Raw genomic sequence first — 23510 nt, forward strand, 5'->3', positions numbered from 1 at the left:
ATCCTTGGTTAATGCTTAGATTGCATCAACGCATTGGCATTAACCACTTTTACCAATAATAAAATCCAGGTTTATTATGACGTTATTCACTCGAGTCGCACTCACTCTGGGATGTGCGCTGGCATTGCAACCTGTGTATGCCGAACAGCTTTCACTAGAGCGTATTTACAGCTCGCCATCACTTAGCGGCCAAACGCCAAAGTCTCTTAAGTTCTCCCCCGACGGCCAACGTGTTACCTACCTACAAGGTAAAAAAGAAGACTTATACCGTTATGACTTGTGGGAATACAACCTTGCCGATAAACAGCATCGCTTACTGGTTGACTCCAACGATATTTTCTCAGGCCCTGAAACCTTGTCTGACGAAGAAAAAGCACGCCGCGAACGCCAACGTGTTTATGGCTCAGGCATTATGGAGTATACCTTTTCTAGCGATGGCACCGCGTTATTGTTTCCACTTAATGGTGACGTTTACTACTACAGTTTAACTGAACAGACTGCACGTCGTATTACCGATACGCCGGAATTTGAAACCGACGTTAAGTTTTCGCCAAAGGGCAATTACATTTCCTTTATTCGTGAGCAAAACATTTATGCTTACGAGCTAAGCTCGGGCAAAGAGCGTCGTTTAACAAAAGACGGTGGCGGGCTAATTAAAAACGGCATGTCAGAGTTTGTCGCCCAAGAAGAAATGGGTCGAATGACGGGTTACTGGTGGGCACCCAACGAGCAAAACTTAGCCTTCTTACGAGTTGATGAGTCGCCAGTACAAGTAGAAATCCGCAATGAAATTTACGCGGAAGAAATTAAACTGATTGAGCAGCGCTACCCCGCAACCGGCACTAACAACGTTAACATTCAATTGGCAACTGTAGATGTTAAAGGTAAGCGTATTCGGTTTGTCGACACAGGTGATGAAACCGACATTTATCTACCACGTGTCAATTGGATGCCAGATAGCCAACAACTAACCTACCAATGGCAGAGTCGCAACCAGCAAACTCTAGAGCTACGCAGCTACAATATTAAATCGCGCCGCCAAAACACCTTGCTAACTGAAACTTCAGATCACTGGTTAAACCTGCACGATGATCTTCACTTCTTAAGCGATGGCAGTTTTATTTGGGCGTCTGAACGAGACGGCTTTAAACACCTTTACCACTACAGTAAAAAAGGTAAATTAAAAGCGCAGTTAACCAAAGGCGATTGGGTTGTTGATAGCCTAAAAGCCGTTGATGAGAAAAATGGCTGGGTCTACTTCACTGGTCGTGCCGATACCCCACTTGAGCGTCACTTATACAAAGCGCCGTTATCGGGTAAATCACCGGAGCACGTAGCTCGTGTTACTAAGCGCAACGGCTATCACGATGTGACTATTGCGGGTGATTACCAAACCTATTTGGATGATTATTCGAGCATTGCCCAGCCTAAACAAGTAAGTTTGCACCAAATTGGCGGCGAGCACCTAACTTGGTTATCAGAAAACAAACTTGACGAAACCCACCCACTAACCCCTTATCTAAGCGATTGGGTGCAACCAGAGTTTGGCTCGCTCAAGTCTGATGATGATCAAGCCAACCTTTACTACAAGTTATACAAGCCGAAAAACATGGCGCCAGGTAAGCAGTACCCTGTGATTGTTCGTGTTTATGGCGGCCCACATGCACAGCGAGTGACCAATCAATGGGGCTCAAAGGAGTACTTAACTCAGTATTTAGTGCAACAAGGCTATGTCGTATTCCAACTAGACAACCGTGGCTCAAATTATCGTGGCACTGCATTTGAATTCCCAATTTATGAAAAATTGGGTGACGTTGAAGTTACCGATCAAATCACTGGTGTAAAATACCTACATACCTTACCGTTCGTTGATAAAGAGCGCATTGGCATATACGGCCATTCTTACGGCGGATATATGGCACTGATGACCATGTTCAAGGCGGGCGATTACTTTAAAGCAGGTGTTTCTGGCGCTCCGGTAACCGATTGGATGTTGTATGACACACACTACACCGAACGTTATCTAAACCACCCACAAGCTAACCAAGCAGGTTACGATGCGAGTAGTGTTTTCCCTTATATTGATGGTCTATCGGGCGCATTACTGGTTTACCATGGCATGGCAGACGACAACGTACTGTTCACCAACACCACTAAGCTAATTAAAGCAATGCAGGATAAAAACAAGACGTTCGAGCTAATGACATACCCAGGCAGTAAGCACAGTATGCGTGGCAAAGCCGTTAAAGTGCATTTGAATGGCACCATAGTGAATTTCTTTAATCGTCACTTTCAACCATAAACTTGCGATTTAGATATACTCTTTAAGGCGGCTTATAAGCCGCCTTTGTTTTTCACTTCCTACCCTTTTATCCGTTTTATTCTGAAGCTTGCCCAACAATGGCACGAATCTAACGGCAAATCACCTAACTGCCAATCATCTAGCTAGCTGAATGAATTTTACTGCTCAGCTTTATTTACTGCTTAGCTTTTATTTACTGCTTAGTTTGTGTCGCCACCTTAACAATCACTACTGCGTAATTATTCACAACGGATGAATAATTTTGACGTGACAAATCCGACCAGATTGGTCAAGATTAGGGGTCGTGATATCGCCCATTAACAATAATTATATCAATCGTAAGTCAGGCGATAGAACGACCTTCTGAAGCAAGTTCGTCAAAATAGTGGTTCACATAACAATAAAATCGACAAGCTGTACTTGGTTGAGAAGATGTATTTTGAAGTAAAATGATTAAGGTGAAGTATGTCCAATCGTCCCTCTGTAATGCGCAAGGTACTACTGTCTGTATCTAGCATTATTTCTGTTATTGCCATTATTGTGGCATTTACCGTTACCAGTGAACGGGCTACAAGTGTTGAAGCCTCTGTTTTACAAAACATTCGCATTTCAACAACACAAGCGTCTGATGGTATCCATGAATTTTTCCGCGAACGTTCGCGTGTGGTTACCTCACTGCAAAGCAACCCCTTCGTCAATGAATGGTTTGCAAATTACACCGAGCGAGGTAGTGATATCTCAGACGATAAAGCCTACCAGCAAATTGTTCAGCTCTTTAAAAACGAATCTCAAAGCGACCCAATGATCAAGTCAGTATTTTACGCGCCCAAAGCGACGCACGAGTACTTTGATTTAAACGGTCGCTACAACGATCCCAACTATTCAACCAGTGTGCGCCCTTGGTGGCACGAAGCGCTATCAAAAGATCGCTTGTTTATTACCAAGCCTGAAATTGATGCCAACGACAAGTCGATTGTCACTTCCATTAAAACCACAGTATACGACGATAATCGCTCACTGCTCGGTGTAATGGGAATCGACATTCTCGCCTCTGAAATTCGCCACAGCTTAATTGATACGATGAAATTCCAAGGTCTAGGCTATGGCTTTTTATTTACTGCTGACGGTCAACTGATTTCATTCCCTGACAGCCAAAATCGCATCGACATGAGCAGTCTGCCAAAACTGAATGTGGTCGACAGTCAAATTGAAGGCGCAGCAGGCTTTGCCGATTTAATGAGGCTGGCAGAGCAAAAAGACGAAGCGCTAACGCATGTCACTTGGCAAGGTGCAGACTATCTAGTCTACGTTGCCAGCATAAAAGATGACACTTTAGCGCTTGATTGGCGTGTTGGCTTTATGGTGCCGCAATACGTGATTGATGAACCAGTTAACCACTCGATTTGGACGTCTTCACTAGCAGTTATTGTGATTATCTTGGTCACTGCGGGTGTGATGATGCTAACTATTCAACGGCTGTTAACGACGCCTATTCAACAAATTGCCAAAGCAATGGACGATATTGCTACAGGTGAAGGCGACTTAACACAGCGAATTGAAATGAATAGAAACGACGAGTTGGGCCAGTTAAGCGATTCGTTTAATCTATTTGTCGAGAATATTCAGCACATTGTTAAACAAAGCAAAACGACGACAGAGAAGGTACTGGTTGAATCAAGCGATGTTAGCGACCTCGTAGATAATTTCTCTAGCACTATGTCTGAGCAAAAAGGCTATATTGAGCAAATTGCAACAGCCACATCACAGATGACCCAAACCATCCACGGTATTTCTGACAATGCGCAAACGGCACTTGATCATGCTACTCAAGCCAATTCTGAATCAGCAGAAGGGCAACAACTTGCAGCTAAAGCAAGCCAGTTGATGGATGAGCTAACCCATGATGTTTCAAATGCCGCCAATGTGGTTGAAGAATTACACCATAATTCGCAATCAATCACCGCCATGCTTGAAGTTATTAAAGGTATTGCGGAACAAACTAATCTGCTTGCCTTAAACGCAGCAATTGAGGCAGCGCGTGCTGGCGAGCAAGGCAGAGGCTTTGCCGTGGTTGCCGACGAAGTGAGAACCTTGGCGAGCCGAACCCAAGAATCAACAGGCGAGATTGAAGAAATCATTGCTAAACTGCACGCATCGGCAGCAAGTGCCGTAGATGCCATGCACGTTGGTCGCGATAAAACCAGCCAAAGCGCTGATATCATTACGCAAGTAAATGACAAATTACTGCAAATTAACCAGGCAATTGCACTTATTGAGCAGCAATCAAATGAAACGGCGTCGGCAACCCGTGAGCAGGTACTTGCGTCTGACGAAATTACACGACAAACCTCAGCGGTTAACGACTTGGCCGAAACCACTGTGTCGCAAACGGGTAATATGGCAAGCAAGAGTGCGGAGCAGCGCGATATTACTCAGCAGTTAAACCAAATGATTGCACAATTTACGGTTTAATTGACTTTAGCTTTAGCCGTATCAATCAACAACAACTAGGGAGCTTCAGGCTCCCTTTTATTTGCGGCATCAACCCTCATTTAAACCACACCTTACCACCAATCATTTTATACGCAGGTGTGCCACGAATTAGCAGTTCACGGGCAAACACTTGCTGACAATTAGGGCACTGACAAGGCTCATTGGTGAAGTCTTTGGTAATACGTTCTTTAAAGCATTTGACTAACGCACCTTTACCGCCCTTTTTATATTGGAATAAGGCGCTATTGCATTTGCTGCAATAAATATCGACAGATTTTTCCGGCAGTTTTTTACGAGGTTTAGCCATTCACAAACAAAGATCACGAGTTACAGAACAAAGATTTTACGCGAGCTGATTTAACAGAGCTATTATTCTTCGCAAAACCTGGCTCAGCCGTAGTCTTCCACTTGTGAAAATAGCCTGTCGTTATTCAAAAATTGCATTACTGTTAATAGATTACCTGATAACCAGTTACTGGCGTGATGGTTATAATGGAGTAACAGATTATTATTAGCAGCTAAGAATAAAAGGTAGAGTGTGATGCAAAATCGCCAAATCGTATTATCAAATCGCCCCGACGGCATCCCAGGACCAGCGCACTTTTCAGCAAAAACCACTGAACTAGATTTAACGCTAGCTGATGGTCAAATTGCCGTTAAAAATATTTACCTGTCAATTGACCCTGCAATGCGTGGCTGGGTATCACTAGAACCAAACTATTTACCACCCGTGCAAATTGATGAAGTCATGCGTTCGATTTGTGTTGGTGAAATTGTTGACTCGAAACACCCAGATTACGCGAAAGGCGATACTGTATACGGCATTTTCGGCTGGCAAGAATACTGTGTGTGTGAGCCCAACCCTATGGTCCGTAAAATCAACCCTGAGCTAGCCCCAATTTCAAGCGCTCTAGGGGCATTAGGGCCAAATGGTTTAACTGCCTACTTGGTACTTAATGAGCTCGGTAAAATTGAAGCAGGTGAAACCGTGTTAATTTCAACAGCAGCTGGTGGTGTGGGCAGTATTGCTGGTCAAATTGCCAAAATTAAAGGCTGTAAAGTGATCGGCTTAACGGGTAGCGACGATAAAGTCGAGATGTGCGTTAATGAATTTGGCTACGATCACGCACTTAACTACAAAACCACTGAAAACTTGGAAAAAGCCATTGCTGAGCTTGCGCCCGAAGGTATCAACGTATTTTTTGACAACACCTCTGGCGCTATCGCCGATGCGGTTTACCCTAACCTAGCGATGAATGCTCGTGCGCTACAAGTCGGTACTGCTGCTGTGGAAAGCTGGGAGCCAGAAACACCATTAGGCCCGCGACGCGATCGCCATATCCTGACCAAGCGCTTAACGGTAATGGGCTTTGTGTTGATTGATCACACCGCTAAAGCGCCAGCCGCATTGCAACAACTTGCCCAGTGGTACACCCAAGGCGAATTAAAATATCGTGAAAACATTACCGAAGGATTGGAAAATGCGCCGCAAGCACTCGCTGATTTATACAAAGGTGCAAATACAGGTAAGCAGCTAATTAAAATCTAGCGGCCTGCTTAAACTTACAAATTCAGATTAATAAAAAGCTCGAAAGCATAAACTTTCGAGCTTTTTCATATTTAACATGTAAACCTTGGTTACTCGTTACTCGCGCAACGTGTTTTTGGCGCCTTTAATCCGGATCATAATCCAAATTAGCTGCTAACCAGCGCTCAGCTTGTTCTATTGTGAAACCTTTACGGGCCGCATAATCAAGCACTTGGTCTTTATTGACCTTGGCGACCGCAAAGTACTTCGAGTCAGGGTGAGCAAAGTACCAGCCGCTGACTGCGGCGCCCGGCCACATCGCATAGCTAGAGGTTAGCTCCATGCCAATGTTGTTTTCTACATCCAGTAGCTCCCAAAGCAAGCCTTTTTCGGTGTGTTCAGGGCAAGCTGGGTAACCTGGTGCAGGGCGAATACCTTGGTATTGCTCGCGAATTAATGCTTCGTTATCAAAGGCTTCATCAGGTGCATAACCCCAGTATTCTTTACGTACTTTTTCGTGTAAGTATTCCGCTGAAGCTTCCGCTAAGCGATCCGCGACGGCTTTTAACAAAATACTGTTGTAAGTGTCGTGCTCAGCATCATAGGCTTTAACTAGTTCATCTGCTCCAAAGCCAGCAGATACCGCAAAGGCGCCTACGTAATCTTCTACAAGCTTGCCGTTGGCTTCAGCGCCTTTTGGTGCAACAAAATCAGATAAACAGCGGTTATATTGCCCGTCAGGCTTTTTACCTTGTTGGCGCAGCTGGTGAATTCGCATCAAGCGCTCGCCCGATTGCTGACTTTGTGCATCAGCAAATAGCTCAATATCATCACCCACACTATGGGCAGGGAATAAACCAATCACAGCACTAGCTTTGAGCTTATTGTTGTTAATCACATCGTCAATCATGGCATTGGCGTCGTTGAATAGCTTAGTCGCTTCTTCACCAATTAGTTCATGCTCAAGGATTTTGGGGTACTTGCCGGATAACTGCCACGTCATAAAAAATGGCGTCCAATCGATATAATTGCGCACCTCATTAAGGTCTAACTCGTCAATTACCGTGACACCAAGCTTTTTAGGTTTGACGGGCGTGTAGTTATCAAAGCTAATTGGTGTTGGATTCGCACGCGCGTCTTCCAGTGAAATCAATGAAGAACGTGGGCCTTTTTTGTTGTGACGCTCACGCACTTTCACGTATTCGGCTTTTTGCTTAGCGACAAAATCATCTCGTTGCTCGTCTGACAACAAGGTACTCACCACAGACACCGAGCGCGAGGCATTAGGCACATAGACCACAGGGTGCTCATATTGAGGCTCAATTTTTACCGCCGTATGGGCTTTCGAAGTGGTCGCACCACCAATCAGCAACGGTAATTCAAAGCCTTGACGCTGCATTTCTTTGGCAACGTGCACCATCTCATCAAGCGATGGCGTGATAAGCCCCGATAAGCCAATCACATCGACATTTTCTTCACGAGCAACACGCAAAATTTCTTCGCATGGCACCATTACGCCAAGGTCAATAATTTCGTAGTTATTACACTGCAGCACCACGCCAACAATGTTTTTGCCGATATCGTGAACATCACCTTTTACCGTTGCTAGTAGCACTTTGCCGTTAGAGCTGGCTTCGGTTTTTTCCGCTTCGATAAATGGCTGCAAGTGGGCAACCGCTTGTTTCATGACACGTGCAGATTTAACCACTTGTGGTAAGAACATTTCGCCAGCGCCAAATAAGTCACCGACCACGTTCATGCCGTCCATCAGTGGCCCTTCGATGACTTCTAACGGACGACTGGCAGCTAAGCGCGCTTCTTCGGTGTCTTCAACAATAAATTCGTTGATGCCTTTAACTAACGCATGTTCAAGACGCTTATTTACGGGCAGTTCACGCCAAGCCAAATCAACTTTACTGGCCGTGCCACCCGCTTGACCGCGATATTCTTCAGCAATTTCCAATAAGCGCTCCGTTGCGCCATCGTCACTGTTAAGTACAACGTCTTCTACCGCCGTTTTAAGTTTTTCCGGTAAGTCGGAATAAATGGCGAGTTGGCCAGCGTTAACAATGCCCATGTCCATGCCGTTTTTAATGGCGTAGTACAGGAAGACCGCGTGAATCGCTTCGCGCACTGGGTTGTTACCACGGAATGAGAAAGACACATTAGATACACCACCAGAGACCATGGCATAAGGCAGGTTTTCTTTGATGTCTTTCACTGCCTCGATAAAGTCGACACCATAGTTGTTATGCTCGTCAATACCGGTGGCAACGGCAAAAATGTTCGGGTCAAAAATAATGTCTTCTGCGGGGAAACCGATTTCATCGACCAGAATATGATAAGCGCGTTTACAGATTTCAAACTTGCGCTCACGGGTATCGGCCTGGCCTACTTCGTCAAACGCCATAACAATAACTGCTGCGCCATAGCGTCTGAGCAGCTCAGCTTGCTTACGGAAAATCTCCTCGCCTTCTTTTAGGCTGATGGAGTTAACAATCCCCTTACCTTGGATACACTGCAAACCAGCTTCAAGAATGTCCCATTTACTGGAGTCGAGCATGATCGGCACTTTCGCGATATCTGGCTCACCAGCAATTAGGTTCAAAAAGCGCACCATCGCCGCTTTTGAATCCAACATGCCTTCATCCATATTGATATCAATAATTTGTGCACCGTTTTCTACTTGCTGTAGCGCAACCGCGATGGCTTGATCGTAATTTTCTTCGGTAATAAGTCGGCGGAAAATCGCCGAGCCGGTCACGTTAGTACGCTCACCCACGTTCACGAACAAGGTTTCTTTTTCAATGGTCAGCGGCTCTAAGCCCGATAATCGACACGCTGTTGCACGCGCTTCAATTTTGCGCGGTGCGATATTGGCAACGGTTTCTGCCATGCCACGAATATGCTCAGGTGTGGTACCACAACAGCCACCAATAATATTTAAAAAGCCCGACTGTGCCCATTCCTGCACATGTTCGTTCATGTCTTCTACCGAGAAGTCATACTCACCAAAGGCATTTGGCAAGCCTGCATTAGGGTGAGCAGAAACCGCGACATCAGAAATACGGCTCATTTCTTCCACGTATTGGCGCAGCTCAACAGGCCCAAGCGCACAATTCAGGCCAAAAGAAATCGGCTTGGCATGACGCAGCGAGTTGTAAAATGCTTCGGTTGTTTGACCTGAAAGCGTACGACCTGAAGCGTCAGTAATGGTGCCGGAAATCATGATCGGCAGCTTCACACCACGCTCAGCAAACACAGTTTCAACGGCAAAAATGGCGGCTTTGGCGTTTAGCGTATCGAAAATGGTTTCGATAAGAATAATGTCTGAGCCACCGTCAATAAGTGCCTCGGTCGATTCTTTGTACGCCGTAACTAATTCGTTAAACGTAATATTGCGAAACGCAGGGTCATTAACATCAGGGGAGATTGAACAAGTGCGGTTTGTTGGCCCTAATACACCCGCAACAAAACGCGGTTTGTGTGGTGTTTTCTTGGTGTATTCATCTGCTGCAGCGCGCGCCAGTTTAGCTGCCTCTAGGTTAATTTCAGCACTTAACGCTTCCATGTCGTAGTCAGCCATGGCAATCGTCGTTGCGTTAAAGGTATTGGTTTCCAGAATATCGGCGCCAGCTTCAAGGTATTCAGAGTGGATTGCCTTAATCGTCTCTGGCTGGGTCAGCACTAATAAATCGTTATTGCCTTGGATATCACAGTGCCAGTCTTGAAAGCGCTCACCGCGAAAATCACTTTCGCTGAACTTGCGGTTCTGGATCATAGTCCCCATACCGCCGTCGAGAATTAAAATACGCTCGTTAAGGGCTTGCTGAAGTTGTTGAAACGATGCTAACTGCTGCACGTTACTCTCCTGTGATTGATGTCTGAATATGCTCAGCATCTAATTGGTAAGGGGTGATTTGATACACATAGTAGTTGATCCAGTTGTTAAACAACAGGCTACCATGACTGCGCCATTTACTCGCTGGCGGTTTCTCAAGCGCAGAATCTGGATTGTTATCGCGATAGTAATTGACGGGAATCGCTGGCGCTAAATCGTCAGACAAACCTGCGGTTAAATCTCGGCGATATTCATCGTCTAACGTGGTTGGGTCATATTCAGGATGGCCAGTGACAAACACTTGGCGTTTGTCTTCACTGGCGCTTAAATAAACCCCTGCCTCTGCTGATTGAGCGAGAATATTTAAGCTCTCAACCGATTGATAATCCTCTGGCAACACTTCACCGTAGCGAGAATGTGGCACCCAAAATTCATCATCAAAACCACGCGTCAGTTTTTCATGGGGACGCAACTTATCATGGCGGTAAACGCCGGAAAGTTTAGCCTCACGAAGCTGACGCTCTAAGCCGTAATGATGATACAAAGCCGCATGTGCTGCCCAACACAAGTACATAGTAGACACTACATTCTTCTGCGCCCAATCGAATACTTCTTGAATTTTATGCCAATAGCTGACTTCTTTGTAATTCATTAAGCCAAGCGGCGCACCGGTAACGATCATGCCATCGTATTGCTTGTCTTTTACATCATCAAACAAGCGATAAAACGACTCTAAATGCGACGTTGGTGTATTCTTTGAAGGGTTGGCGTGAATACGCACTAAATCGACATTAATTTGCAACGGCGTATTCGACAGCATGCGCAGAATCTGCACTTCGGTTTCAATTTTATTCGGCATTAAATTGAGGATCGCCATTTCCATTGGGCGAATATCTTGATTGGCGGCGCGGTGCTCCGACATCACAAAGATATCTTCGTTACCGAGAATTTTTAAGGCAGGTAACTGATCAGGAATTTTAATTGGCATAACAAATCCACAAGACACTAGCGAATAATTGAGCTAGTAAATGTGCCTTGGATCTTTAGCTATGTCAACATCTAAACGTTTAGACGTCTAAACATGTTTAAGAAATGATTTGAAGATATGAAGTAAAGCTCTGCTTTAGTTAGTGATTGCCTTAATGACCAGTGAGCCCTAATTAAAAGTGACACCTAATTAAAAGTACTCTTTAGTTGCCGATGTTCCTAAGCTCACCAATTTGCACAGGTAACTGTAGCGTTTGCTTATTACGGTAAAGGCTTACCATAATGCTCTCACCCGGTCTGGTTTCTGCAACAATATCTAAAGCTTGCTCGACACCCGTAATCTCAACATCATCAAATTGATAAACCAAGTCACCGACTTGCAAGCCAGCTCGTTGCGCTGGACTGTTTGGGCTAACAGCAGTAATGGTAAAACCTTTGGTATGCGATGGCAGCTGCTCGGTATTAACACCTAGCCAGCCACGTGTTACTCGGCCGTTTTCGATAATTTTTTGCATAACTCGATTGGCAAGTTTATATGGCACCGCAAAAAAGATACCTTGCACATTGAGCTGTGAATTACGTTGCGTAAATTTGCGGGAATTTATGCCAACTAACTCGCCGTTTGTGTTAACTAAGGCACCACCTGAGTTGCCTTCATTGATAGCCGCATCCATTTGCAGGAACTGCAAATAGCTAGTGCTGCTTAGGCCATTGCGACCCGTTGCGCTGATAATGCCTTGAGTGACCGTTTGTCCCAAATTCAGCGGGTTACCAATCGCGAGCACGACATCGCCAGAAAGCGATTCCAAGTCATTTCGCTGCGGAATAACCGGCAGGTTAACAGCATCTACTTTAAGCACGGCTAAGTCAGTGTAAATATCAAAACCAATTAATACCGCATCATAACGCTGCCCTGTTTGCAGCCATACCGACACGAGATCCGCATTTTGCACCACATGGTAGTTAGTCAATATGTAGCCGTTAGGATCCATGATCACCCCTGAACCTAAACGGGTAGTATTAGCGACATTGCGGGAATAACGCCTTGGCTGAGCATGATCAGTTGAGTAGATATTGACAACAGCGGGCGCTGCTCTGCTGACCGCTTTAGCGTATGACAAAGGTGCGGTTTCTTCTTTCTCGCCATTTAAAAACGTTGAGTTAGCCAACTGCATGCGCAAATCAGGTACTAACAAGATCAAGATAACGGCAGCAAGCACACCATAGCTTGCTGACTGAAGTATATATTTAATAAAGGCGATGAATTTTGACAAAATTTGAGATCTGAAAGAGCTAAACCAATTATTCTTATGGCTTAACTCTATCACATTAATATCAGGAGTTTATAGACTGTTGATAACTTGATTGTTAAAGCTAACAACTATCCACAGTTAAAGATTTACTGAATAACTACGGTTTGACCGTCTTGCAGTCGTTCTGCACCGCGAATAGCAACTTTGTCACCATCGTACAATTCGCCACTAACAGAGACGCGTTCAAACGTTCCTTTACCGACCTTTACCGGTAAACGCGATACCTTGTTATCTACGCCAACTTTCACCACATAGGTGCCATCTTTTCGTAAGATTAAAGCATCACGATGCACCGTTAATGTCGGTTGTGCTTGCTGGATTGGCACTGTGACTTTAACCAATTGACCAGCAGCCCATTGGCTATTCAAGTGGCTTGGAATTTCAACGCGCACTTCAAAGGTTTGCGAGCGAGGGTCGGCACTTGGGATCACTGCGGTGATCGCCGCATTTAATGTTTGTTGCTCATTGGCAAGCGTTAACTCATTGCCTAAGCGCAAGAACGCTAAATATTTTACTGGCACAAAAACTCTTGCCTCTAAATGCTCGGTATCTAAAAATCGGCTGAGCACATCGCTGCGATTAACATCTGTTCCGGCTAACACCAAGCGCTCAGTGACTACACCATCATATGGAGCTGCCACAGTTGCACGCGAGATTTGATCGTCAATTTGCTCTAACTGTAATTGCGCAATTTCGATATCAGCTTCAGCCAGTTCAAATTGAGAGCGCGTTTGATCTAATTGAAATTGCGAAGTGGCATTGGTTTTACGCAACGTTTCTAAGCGATTCACTTCATTAGCGTAATAATCGCGATTAACCTTAGCGCGTTTAAGTTGAGCAACATGCTCCGCTCGGCTTAACTTCAATGGCAACATATCCATTTTCACTAATTCGCCGCCAGCCCTTACAAAGCTACCTGGTGCTGCCACCCAATCTACTCGGCCACTAACCCCTGCGGTAATAGGAACGTGCATTTTACTGTGAACTGTGCCCATTAACTCTGCCGTTGCTGCTAGCGACATACTAGTCACAACATCTACTTTCACCGCACTGGCTGGTGCTTCATTAGCATTGCTTACCAGTGACAACAGCAAACCAGTAGCCAATATGAATGGCTTACAAGCTCTATTGATTACGCGAAAACTCTTACGTGAAGCGCTGCGTGAAGAACGACCTGAAGAACGAAAGGGACCTTTGCTTTGGCTGCTTTTAATTGGGCTACTTTTACTATGGCTGCTTTTATTTGGGCTATATAGTTTAACAAACATCATAAATTCCTAGCGGTTGCTAATTTTAAGTTGTGGCGCTGGGTGCAACGGCTCAATATTGTCACTGGTATTGTTTTCATCGTCGTTGCCATCAACCTTGCTGTCTGATTCATTGAAACGCAGCAATGCAGGAAACAACACTAAGGTGAATAGCGCACTCACCATCATGCCACCCACAATAACGGTTGCCAGACCACGATAAATTTCACTGCCCACACCTGGCATTAGCATTAACGGCAACATGCCGAATAAACTGGTTAAGGTACTCATATACACAGGTCTTGCTCTTACGCGCACGGCTTGCGCAACCGCGCGGCGGCGCGTTAGCCCTTCGCGTTCAGCTTGGCGGGTTTGATCAACTAATAAGATTGCATTGTTAACCACTAGGCCAAGTAAAATAATAAAGCCAATCATGGTCAGCAAGTCTAACGACTGATAGGTAAACAAGTTCAAGCCATTTAACGCTAGTACACCACCAGCAACGGCTAGTGGCATTACTAATAACACTAATAAGCTGTCTTTTGCTGACTTAAACAAAGCCGTCATCAACAAAAATAGAATCACCAGTGCTAACACAAAGTTTTGGATCATATCTTGGATCGCGGCGGCCATTTTGTTGGCATTACCACTGAGTAAAATTGATGAGTCATCCGGTAAATCTGCCTGCATCGCGGGTACGACTTTTTCACTCAGTATTGCCAGCGCTTCTTCCAACGACATATCTGCTGGTGGTGTTACTTGAATGCTAATGGTGCGCTTACCGTCTACACGGCGCAATTGCGTGGGCCCTGCAGTGCGCTCTATCTGAGTTAGCTCACCTATGGTTTGAATGCCAGCGAACGGTGAAAACACAGGTAAAGCAGCGAGTTCATCTGGCGTTTGCCATTGATCGGCGCGCAAAATCACATTGACTCGATCGTTACCGTCAAAGTACTCGTTAATGAATAAACCACTGGTAAATGCGCGTACCGCATTGGCAACATCATGGCGAGTTAACCCTGCTTGGGTAATGCGTTGATCGTCAGGCGTTAACTTAAGTTCAGGCTCTGCCAAGCTTAAGCTCGGCATCGGAAATGCGGTGGTATTTGCCATGTTCTGGTTTATCGCGTCAATGCCAACTTGTGCAACTGACATCAAGGTTTCAATATCAGGGCCTGAAATATCAATATCGACCGTGCGACCATTACCGCCACCAGAAACATTAATCATTGAGCCACGAAACAGGAAGGCTTGGGTGTCTGGCAGGCCTTTGAATATTTCGTTACGCACTATGTTCATCAGCTCTTCCACCCGTGTTGGGTCGTCAGCATAAATAAAGCCGCCAGTGTTGGCAGAGCCGTTTGAATAGAAGTTATAACTTTTAATCTTAGGTTGCTGCTCACCGGCTAAATATGGCGCTAGACGCGCTTTGATTAAAGCAGCCATCTCATTTTCGACAAAATCAACATTGCCACCTGGCGGCATGTTCAGCGAGTAAAAGAAGCCATCAATCGGCGCGCGAGGCATAAAATCAGTTTTCGGTAGCATAGTAACGCTGATCACTAAAGAGCCACCGAGTAACACGCCAATCCAGCTGTAGCGTTTAATTCGCGAGTTGGTTAAGCGCATCACTAAGTTTGTTAGCTTTTGCCAATAATGGTCATAAGGATCAGACTCTTTAACATTTTTCAGCCAAAACTTGCTGGCAATTGGCAATACTGTTATCGCAGTAACGAGTGAAGCAATAACGGCTATCGATAAGGTCAACGCTAAATCAGAAAACAGCTGCCCTTCAATCCCTTCCATAAATAATATTGGTAGAAAAATAGCGACACTTGTCGCTGTCGAAGCAAACAGCGCGCCTGTTACTTGCATGGCACCGCGAAGCACTGCCTTGTGATTATCTAAGCCATTGGTACGCATTCGCACAATGTTTTCTTGCACAATAATGGCGGCATCAAGTACCAAGCCAACCGAAAATGCTAAGCCCGCCAACGAAATGACATTTAAGCTTCGCTCAAAAATACTTAGCGCAACAAATGACACAAACAAAGAGATCGGGATCGTGGTCGCAATAATTAACGTGTTGCGCATACCGCGCAAGAACAACCACAGGATAATCAGCGCTAATAACACCCCAAGTCCTAAGTTGCTTTTCACCAGTGTTAAGGCATTGCGAATGTGTACTGAAGAGTCAAAACTTAAATCAATGGTTAGGCCAGCGGCACGCATTGGCCCTTCATTGAGCTCTTTAATCGCAACGTTTATTTCATCAAGTAACGCCACGGTATTGGCATCATTTTGCCTTGTTAAGGTGAAGTAATAAGCCGGTTGACCGCTGCGCAGGCTAAAGCCATTGCGATCTACTAAGGTGTTTTCTACCGTTGCGATGTCTTTTAAATAAATCGGGCGATTGCCGCTATAACCAACAATCATCTCGGTGAGGTTATCGACATCATACTTGCCAGCAAAGCGCACAGTATATTGGCGTCGCCCAACATCAGCTGTACCTGCCGAAACGTCGTTTGCCCGTGCGATAGTGGCGCTAATATCACCGATAGGTAAACCAAGAGAAGCCGCACGCAGCGGGTCAAAGGTTACCCTTAACTCTCGTGGACGATGACTGGCTAAATTCACTTGCGCTAAACCCGGAATACGTGCAAAACGCGGCTTCACCACATCTTCAATCAGCTTTTGGTATTGACCGAGATCGCGATTGGGATTATCAGGTAAGGTTTTGATCAGCAATGACGCGGTTTGTGGGCCACCGCGCCCGCCGCCAGCAGATACCACAGGCTCAATTGCATCAAGCGGCAGTGGTGGCGCTTGGTTAAGGTTGTTAATCACCTCAAGCATCGCCTTTTGCATATCCGCACCCACGTCAAAGGTAAGGGTGATATTGCCTGAGCCACGCTGGATAAAGGTGGTTACCTTAGTCACTCCTTGCGTGTTTTTAACAGCATTTTCCAGCGGCTCAATAATGACGGATTCCATCTCTTCCGGCGCAGCACTGCGCCAGCCAGTAAAAATCGAGATTTGAGGCTGTTCGATATCTGGTGTCAACTGAATGGGTAGTTTAGTCACGCTTAACAGACCAAACACCATAATTAAGGCAGCAACGACAATAATTGCGGCGGGATTTTTTAATGCGGCTCGGGTTAAATTCATGGCAGGCTCTAGTTTTCGTTTTCGCCGCACAGGGTAACCAATCTCTGCTCGCGACGGGAGCCCGATAAGTTTAACGCGATAATTTATGCGATAAAATGACAAAGCGTAACAAGTCGTTACAACTCATCTCATACGCTGTGACTGCAGCTCATAAAAAAAGGCTGCAAAAGCAGCCTTAGTGTTAACCATCATAAATGCGATTACTGGGTACCACCAACAGTCATTTCATCTACTTTTAATGTCGGTTGGCCAACACCTACAGGTACGCTTTGACCATCCTTACCGCATACGCCAACGCCAGCATCTAAGGCTAAGTCATTACCCACCATGCTAACTTTTTGCATTGACTCAGGACCACTACCAATTAAGGTTGCCCCTTTGACTGGCGAGGTAATTTCACCGTTTTCAATTAAATAAGCTTCAGCGCTAGTAAATACGAACTTACCTGAGGTAATGTCTACTTGACCACCCGCAAAATTAGGCGCGTAAATCCCCTTTTTCACTGACTTAATAATATCTTCTGGCGAGGACTCACCAGCAAGCATGTAAGTGTTGGTCATACGCGGCATAGGCAGGTGCGCGTATGACTCACGGCGACCATTACCCGTTGGTGCAACTCCCATTAAGCCAGCATTGTGTTTGTCTTGCATATAGCCTTTTAAAATACCGTCTTCAATCAGTACGTTGTATTGGCCTGGCGTCCCTTCATCATCAATATTTAATGAGCCTCGACGGTCAGCCAAGGTGCCATCATCAACGATGGTACACAGGCTAGATGCTACTTGCTGGCCTACTTTGCCAGAGAATGCTGACGAACCTTTGCGATTGAAATCCCCCTCAAGACCATGACCAACCGCCTCGTGCAATAGCACCCCTGGCCAACCAGCACCTAAAACGACAGGGAAGCTACCAGCAGGAGCATCAATGGCATCTAAATTAACCACCGCTTGGCGCACCGCTTCTTCTGCGTAGAATTTATATCTTGGCTTGTCGCCTTGGGCTTCAAAGAAATAGCTATAGTCAGTTCGGGCACCACCACCAGAACTACCGCGCTCACGCTTACCGTTAGACTCAACAAGTACCGAACAATTTAAACGAACAAGTGGGCGAATATCGGTTGCAAAGGTGCCATCAGTAGCAGCGACTAGCACATGTTCATAAACGCCAGATAAACTGACAATCACTTGGCTAACTCGACTGTCGACACTGCGTGCATGTGCTTCAACCTCATGCATCAGCGCGATTTTCTTTTCTTGGCTTAAGCTCGCTAGTGGGTCAATTGCATGGTAAATCGTTTCACTGCTCACATCGCTAAAAACTTGTACCTTGCCATGCTGACCACTTGCCGCAATGCCACGCGCAGCGTTGGCTGCTTTGTCTAATGCTTGTAGTGAAATATCATCCGAGTATGCAAAACCCGTTTTTTCGCCTGAAATCGCACGAATACCGACGCCACGTTCAATATTGTATGAGCCTTCTTTAACAATACCGTCTTCAAGCATCCACGATTCATGACGTGATGATTGAAAATATAAATCCGCAAAGTCCACTTGATGTTGGTGGATTTGACTGAGGGTGTCAGTTAACGCACTGCGATCTAACTGACTATCTGCAAGTAACACTTGCTCAACTTTATTCATCATGGATTAACTCTGTTTTAAATCGGTTGTGTTGGCGAACCGGAATACTGTTTCTTACTTGCGCCAACAAATCAGGATCAAAGTCGGCACTAATCACGCCAATACCCGCTTCCTGTTCGGCTAATATTTCACCCCAGGGGCTGATGATCATCGAATGCCCCCAGGTTTCTCTGCCATTAGCATGCACGCCTTCTTGGCCAGCAGCAATAATATAAACTTGGTTTTCAATCGCCCTTGCTTGCAGTAATGTTTGCCAATGCGCTTTACCGGTCACTCGAGTAAACGCAGCTGGAACGGTAATGATATCCGCGCCTTGGTCCGCTAATTGGCGATATAACTCAGGAAAGCGAACATCATAGCAGATTGATAAACCTAATTGGGCAAAAGGTAGCGCTATACAGCTCGTTTGCTCCCCTGCTGCTGTGTAGCGTGACTCTTGGTAATTTTTTTCATTGTCAGCAACACTGACATCGAACAAATGCAATTTTTGGTAGTCACAGAGCAATTTACCCTGCGGTGAGAATAAACACGACGTATTGTAAAACCTGTCTGGTGTCTTGGCTGGCGTTGGCAAGCTACCGGCAAGTAAATACACCTGATAGCGCTCAGCTAATGCAGCAAGCCCTTGGAATATTTTAGCCTGCTGCTCAGCATTATGGGCAAGCTGCAATTGATCTTGCTCTTTGCCACCAAAGTAAAGGCAACATTCTGGCAGTAGCACGATGTGATCAGCTTCTGCGTTACTCGTTACACTAGCAGCCGCATGACTATCGTCCTTGCTTGTCAGCACTGTTAATTGCTCAGCAATTTGCGCTAGATTGGCATCAATATCCGGCATGGCGCACATTTGCACTGCCGAGAGGCGAACTGTTTGCTTAGCCATTATTGTACATATTTAAGTTAGGGCCTAAGTTAGGAACCAGGTTAAGGTTTAAATCTAGTGGTGTCGGTGGGATAAATTCATCAAGCTGGCCTTCTGGCATAATATCTTCCGGCTCTGCTGGCTTAGCTGGCTTTGCTGGCCTAGCTCGCTTATTTTCGACAAACGTTGGCGGCGTAGAGCGACCAACACTCACGTCACGGCTTTTGCGATTAACTTCTTTAAAGATAGGCTCGTTAACACTGCCCGTCAGCTCAAAATTAAACTCTGACACCACCTGTGAAGTAAACACCTCATCAATAGCGACTCCAGCGAGGAAAACTGCTGGGTTTAGAGTGGCGATCCACGCCAATACGGGCAAGCTTGAAGTTAAATTCGGCTTGTAGCTCATGCGATAGTCGAGAATACCTGCCGCCAGTTCAGTATTGCCTTTCACCGATAGGTCACCCGCTGCGCCTTTCATGCGCATATTGTCGGTATACAAGACCCCATCTTTAACTTGTGCGTCGGCGCGAATATAGGTGTAGAACATGCCATCAGAGAAAATATCGCGAAAATCTAAGGTGAGTTTACGTACTAGCGACTGCAAGCTTAGCACTGAAAAAATGCGTGCTCCCTTATCACTCACTTCACTTAAGTAGCCATCGTCAATATCAATCGATGCTTGGCCATTAAGTTTGGCTAAACTAAATTCAGTTGGGCCGCCTTGCCAATAAACATCATAGTCGGCTGTCATGCCGCTATCTTTAATCACACTGGCGTAATCAAATTTATCAAACTCACGCTCAAGCTCATTAATATTAATTTTGCCGGTCAGCTCAGTCATCGACTGCTCAGGGCTTAACCGCCAGAATCCGGCAAGCTCAAGCTTAGATTTATCGCGACTGGCTTTAAAGTTTTCCAAGTTTAACTTGTCACCATTGTGTTTAAGCTGAAAACTCACTTGACCAAAATCTAGTTTGCCCAGTTTACAGCTATCACACACCACATCTAACTTCGGAATACTATTAAATAACGCCAAACGCTCTTGATAGGTTAACTCAACTGGCTCCTGTGTAGTTTGGTTCTTATCTGTGGCTTCATCTGCGCTTGGTTTAGCGCCTTCATCTGCGATTCCTTCGTCGCCCATATCAGCCGCTAAATGAATAAAATCAGCATCAACTTCAAGCCCTTGTTCGTGCCAATTCGGGAAGAATTTTATCTCACTACGCGCCTCTTTGGCATTGAGCCTGAGTAACCACCAATTTTTTTCATCAAGCAGGTTAAAAGACACATTGGTAAGCGATTGCCCTAAGACATCAAGTTGGTCAATATTACCGCGAATTCGCTCTGGCGCAGGAAATAAACTGGTGGTTTTATTATCTTTACTACTTTTCGGTAAACTTTTTAGAATGTCGTCAATAAAAGGCTGCCACGCCTGTATGTCGGCATAAGCAAGCTTAGTTGTGATGTGAAAACCATTCATCGGCAACAACATGGTGTCATTACCCAATACTAAGTGCGAACGCTGAAATTGTGTTTCACTATGATCAAGCACGCCATAAAAACTGAGCTCTTCGCCAGCACTGACAGAAACCGTCGATTTATCCAACTGCCCTGTGACTTTCGCCGTTAACGGCAATGACGATTGCTTAGCTTTACCATATGGCGCTGGCAAATTTAGCGCTGTCGCCAATAAGTCACTGGTTATATCGGCTTCGTAGCTAAAGCCACCACCGCGATGCGAATTCAACGCCACATGGCCTAGCCAATTCAATTGCCCATCCGCATAGGGTTTTAGCGGCTCTGGCACTTGTGCCAGCCACTCCTCAGCTGTCCAGTCACCTTTAATTGCCAACAAGGTTTGATAATAGTCTTGCTGGTCACGGCCAATCACCTCAATGCTCAGCGGCATATTACGCCACTTCAGCGATAAGCCCTGAGTATCAATCACGTCATTTTGGTAGGTCAGCCGACCATTAACGTTAGCGAATGACATCGCCGGTTTAGTTAACTCTAGCTGGTTATCAACAAAGTCAACGTAGCCTTTCGCCATCACTCCTTTAATATCCTTAAGTGGCAGCGATAGATCGAATTTACCGGATATTGGCTTGCTAATCTGCAGTGTCGTCAGCACTTCACCCACACTCTTTTTCAGTGGGCTTTGCTGCATTAATTGCGTGACATTGGCAGGTGATTCTTGGTTAATGTCTGCTGATACCAGTAATAATTGCTCTTTGCTGAGATCAGTAATTTCAGCGGTAACACCTGCAACATTTAAACCCGTCAGGCTACCTTCGCGCGCCGTTATCAACATACCATTATTGGTAAAGTTTAAATTGGCATCCATTTGCTTAATGGCTGGCCATTTGGTGTCGAAAGCAAACGTGGCATTGCTTAGCTCAGCATCAACGACAAAAATACCTTGCTGCTCGTTAAACGGAAAATCGCGAAAGGCTCCATTAAACAACACCTGACCCGAGCTAATTTGTCCATCAATTAAACTGCGATCGAGATAGTTAACGAGATCATCACCCATTAAGCGGTGCGGGTAATACAAATTAACTTGCTGCACATTCGCACGCTCAATATTGGCCAGTAGCGCCATGCTGGCATTACCGCCTTTAGGCACCGTAATATTCACTTCACCTGCTAATGCAATGTTAGGTGCAACAAAATCAAAGCTGTCGACATTTAAGTTCAGGCCAGTATCACCAAATTGGGCCGATAAACTGGCCGCCAGTTCATTAAAAGCAATTGGCTGCTTAAAGTGCTCGGCAAAATCCAATTGGCTATCGCTTGCCTTTAGCTGAGCGATGACTTGCTTACCTTGTGCGATAACACTGGCATTAAGTCGGCCAACGCCCGGAATTCCGTTTGCATAATTCTGTTGATAATCAATTAGCTCAGCCGTTGCGGCAAATTCACCTGACAAGCGACGAACGTGAATATCGTTTAGTTTCCCACTTGGGCTAAGCTGAATAAGTGTTGCTGAAAGCTTTGGTGAGTCCACAAATAACGGCAGCAGTTCGCTTACACCAGCGATATCTAAACCAGAGAGGTAAGCGTCAACTTCGTCACCAATAACATCAGCATTCAGGTAGATTGGTTGCCACGCTTGGCCGCTCACTGCCAAACTAATAGGCGCAGAATTTAAGACAATACGATCACCTAAAATGTCAGCATTGAGCAACGCTTCTTTAAGTTGTACTTCATGCTCTTGCTCGTCGACAATCCAGCGTAGTTTAGAGTCTTCGATTGAAACGAGTAAGTTACTGGCTAGGCCATTGTCTATGGTCAGCCAAGACTGCCAATTAAGCTCAGAGTAGGTTTTATCATTTTCTAGGGTTAACGCACGATCTAGCCATGGCGTGACGTTAACACGCTGGCCTTGCAAGTAGATTTGGCCTGACATATCCGCCACTTCACTACCGGTAAAATCAACCAACACTTTGGCGGTATTGGTCGCTAAGCCTTGAGCTAACACCTCACCACTAGCGCGGTGACGATTGCCTTGGTTAAGCCAGTTAAGGTGTTTAAGGGCGAGTTTTTTGTCGCCACCAGCCGTGCGCACCACAACTTGGCTGTTGGTTAATGAAAAGTTGCTGACGTGCAGCAGGAAAATGTCAGATAAACGGTCGTAAATTGAGCTGTCTTCGGTGCTGACGCCGTTGTTGGCAAGTTTAGTCGTATCTATCACGACTTTAGCGCCGTCTAACGTCAGCCCTCTGGTAACTAGCGTGCGGTGCTGAATACTGCGCCAAAAGTTAACTTTAATGTCTAAATGTTCGATAAAAACAACGGCTGATTCGGTATCAACCAAGCGAACATTGTTAGCGACTAAAACAGGCCCAACTTTTTGCCAATCCATGGATAGCGCACCAATGTGAATATTGGTGTTGTAGGTCGTATTAATATGGTTTTGAAGTTCAGCCCGATAATTTTGCATATAAGGCAGTAACAAGCGCATGGCACTGATCAATACGGCAACGACAACCAAGAGTATGGCGATACACTTGTAGAGTCGATTTAACCATCTGTTTGAAAATGCCGTTATATTCAAATTTGTTACTACCTAGTTTTTAACGCCAATTATTTTTGCCAGTTTTTTAAGCCTGCAATTTATGCCTGT

12 protein-coding genes are annotated in these 23510 nt (G+C 45.4%); 3 read left to right on the forward strand and 9 right to left on the reverse strand.

Annotated features, from left to right (window positions below; translation table 11 throughout):
- Window positions 1-73 precede the first annotated feature (73 nt).
- A complete protein-coding gene (locus ACSLUR_RS07235; RefSeq protein ID WP_448554342.1) occupies window positions 74-2302 on the forward strand; it encodes a S9 family peptidase in 2229 nt (742 codons plus the stop codon).
- A 465-nt stretch (window positions 2303-2767) separates the two neighbouring features.
- Entirely contained in the window at window positions 2768-4774 is a 2007-nt protein-coding gene (locus ACSLUR_RS07240) for a methyl-accepting chemotaxis protein (protein WP_448553176.1), read from the forward strand.
- 76 nt (window positions 4775-4850) lie between these two features.
- On the opposite strand, the gene ACSLUR_RS07245 is transcribed toward ACSLUR_RS07240, so the two are convergent.
- Complete coding sequence (locus ACSLUR_RS07245; RefSeq protein WP_448553178.1) at window positions 4851-5102, reverse strand: hypothetical protein; 252 nt, start codon at window positions 5100-5102, stop codon at window positions 4851-4853.
- A 234-nt stretch (window positions 5103-5336) separates the two neighbouring features.
- Here ACSLUR_RS07245 and ACSLUR_RS07250 point away from each other — a divergent pair, with 234 nt between their 5' ends.
- Complete coding sequence (locus ACSLUR_RS07250; protein WP_448553180.1) at window positions 5337-6344, forward strand: NADP-dependent oxidoreductase; 1008 nt, start codon at window positions 5337-5339, stop codon at window positions 6342-6344.
- Window positions 6345-6468: 124 nt separating this feature from the next.
- On the opposite strand, the gene metH is transcribed toward ACSLUR_RS07250, so the two are convergent.
- The 8 genes from metH to ACSLUR_RS07290 all read right to left on the reverse strand — a co-directional run bounded on the left by metH (window position 6469) and on the right by ACSLUR_RS07290 (window position 23441).
- A complete protein-coding gene (gene metH, locus ACSLUR_RS07255) occupies window positions 6469-10185 on the reverse strand; it encodes a methionine synthase (RefSeq protein WP_448553182.1) in 3717 nt (1238 codons plus the stop codon).
- Window position 10186: 1 nt separating this feature from the next.
- On the reverse strand, window positions 10187-11152 hold the full coding sequence (locus tag ACSLUR_RS07260; RefSeq protein ID WP_448553184.1) for a homoserine O-succinyltransferase: 966 nt from the start codon (window positions 11150-11152) through the stop codon (window positions 10187-10189).
- Between the two features lie 202 nt (window positions 11153-11354).
- Window positions 11355-12425 (reverse strand): trypsin-like peptidase domain-containing protein, encoded by a 1071-nt coding sequence (locus ACSLUR_RS07265; RefSeq protein WP_448553186.1) that lies wholly within the window; start codon window positions 12423-12425, stop codon window positions 11355-11357.
- Window positions 12426-12550: 125 nt separating this feature from the next.
- Window positions 12551-13732 carry an efflux RND transporter periplasmic adaptor subunit gene (locus ACSLUR_RS07270; RefSeq protein WP_448553188.1) on the reverse strand — a complete coding sequence of 394 codons (1182 nt, stop codon included), beginning with the start codon at window positions 13730-13732 and terminating at the stop codon, window positions 12551-12553.
- A 9-nt stretch (window positions 13733-13741) separates the two neighbouring features.
- Window positions 13742-16879: an efflux RND transporter permease subunit gene (locus tag ACSLUR_RS07275; RefSeq protein ID WP_448553190.1), complete on the reverse strand. Its 3138-nt coding sequence runs from the start codon at window positions 16877-16879 to the stop codon at window positions 13742-13744.
- A 200-nt stretch (window positions 16880-17079) separates the two neighbouring features.
- Window positions 17080-18519, reverse strand: a complete 1440-nt coding sequence (gene tldD / locus ACSLUR_RS07280) for a metalloprotease TldD (RefSeq protein WP_448554344.1) — start codon at window positions 18517-18519, stop codon at window positions 17080-17082.
- A complete protein-coding gene (locus ACSLUR_RS07285; protein WP_448553192.1) occupies window positions 18512-19402 on the reverse strand; it encodes a carbon-nitrogen hydrolase family protein in 891 nt (296 codons plus the stop codon). The genes tldD and ACSLUR_RS07285 overlap by 8 nt, the downstream gene beginning before the upstream one ends.
- On the reverse strand, window positions 19395-23441 hold the full coding sequence (locus tag ACSLUR_RS07290; RefSeq protein WP_448553194.1) for a YhdP family protein: 4047 nt from the start codon (window positions 23439-23441) through the stop codon (window positions 19395-19397). The genes ACSLUR_RS07285 and ACSLUR_RS07290 overlap by 8 nt, the downstream gene beginning before the upstream one ends.
- Window positions 23442-23510 lie beyond the last annotated feature (69 nt).

It is taken from the genome of Thalassotalea montiporae (assembly GCF_053485855.1).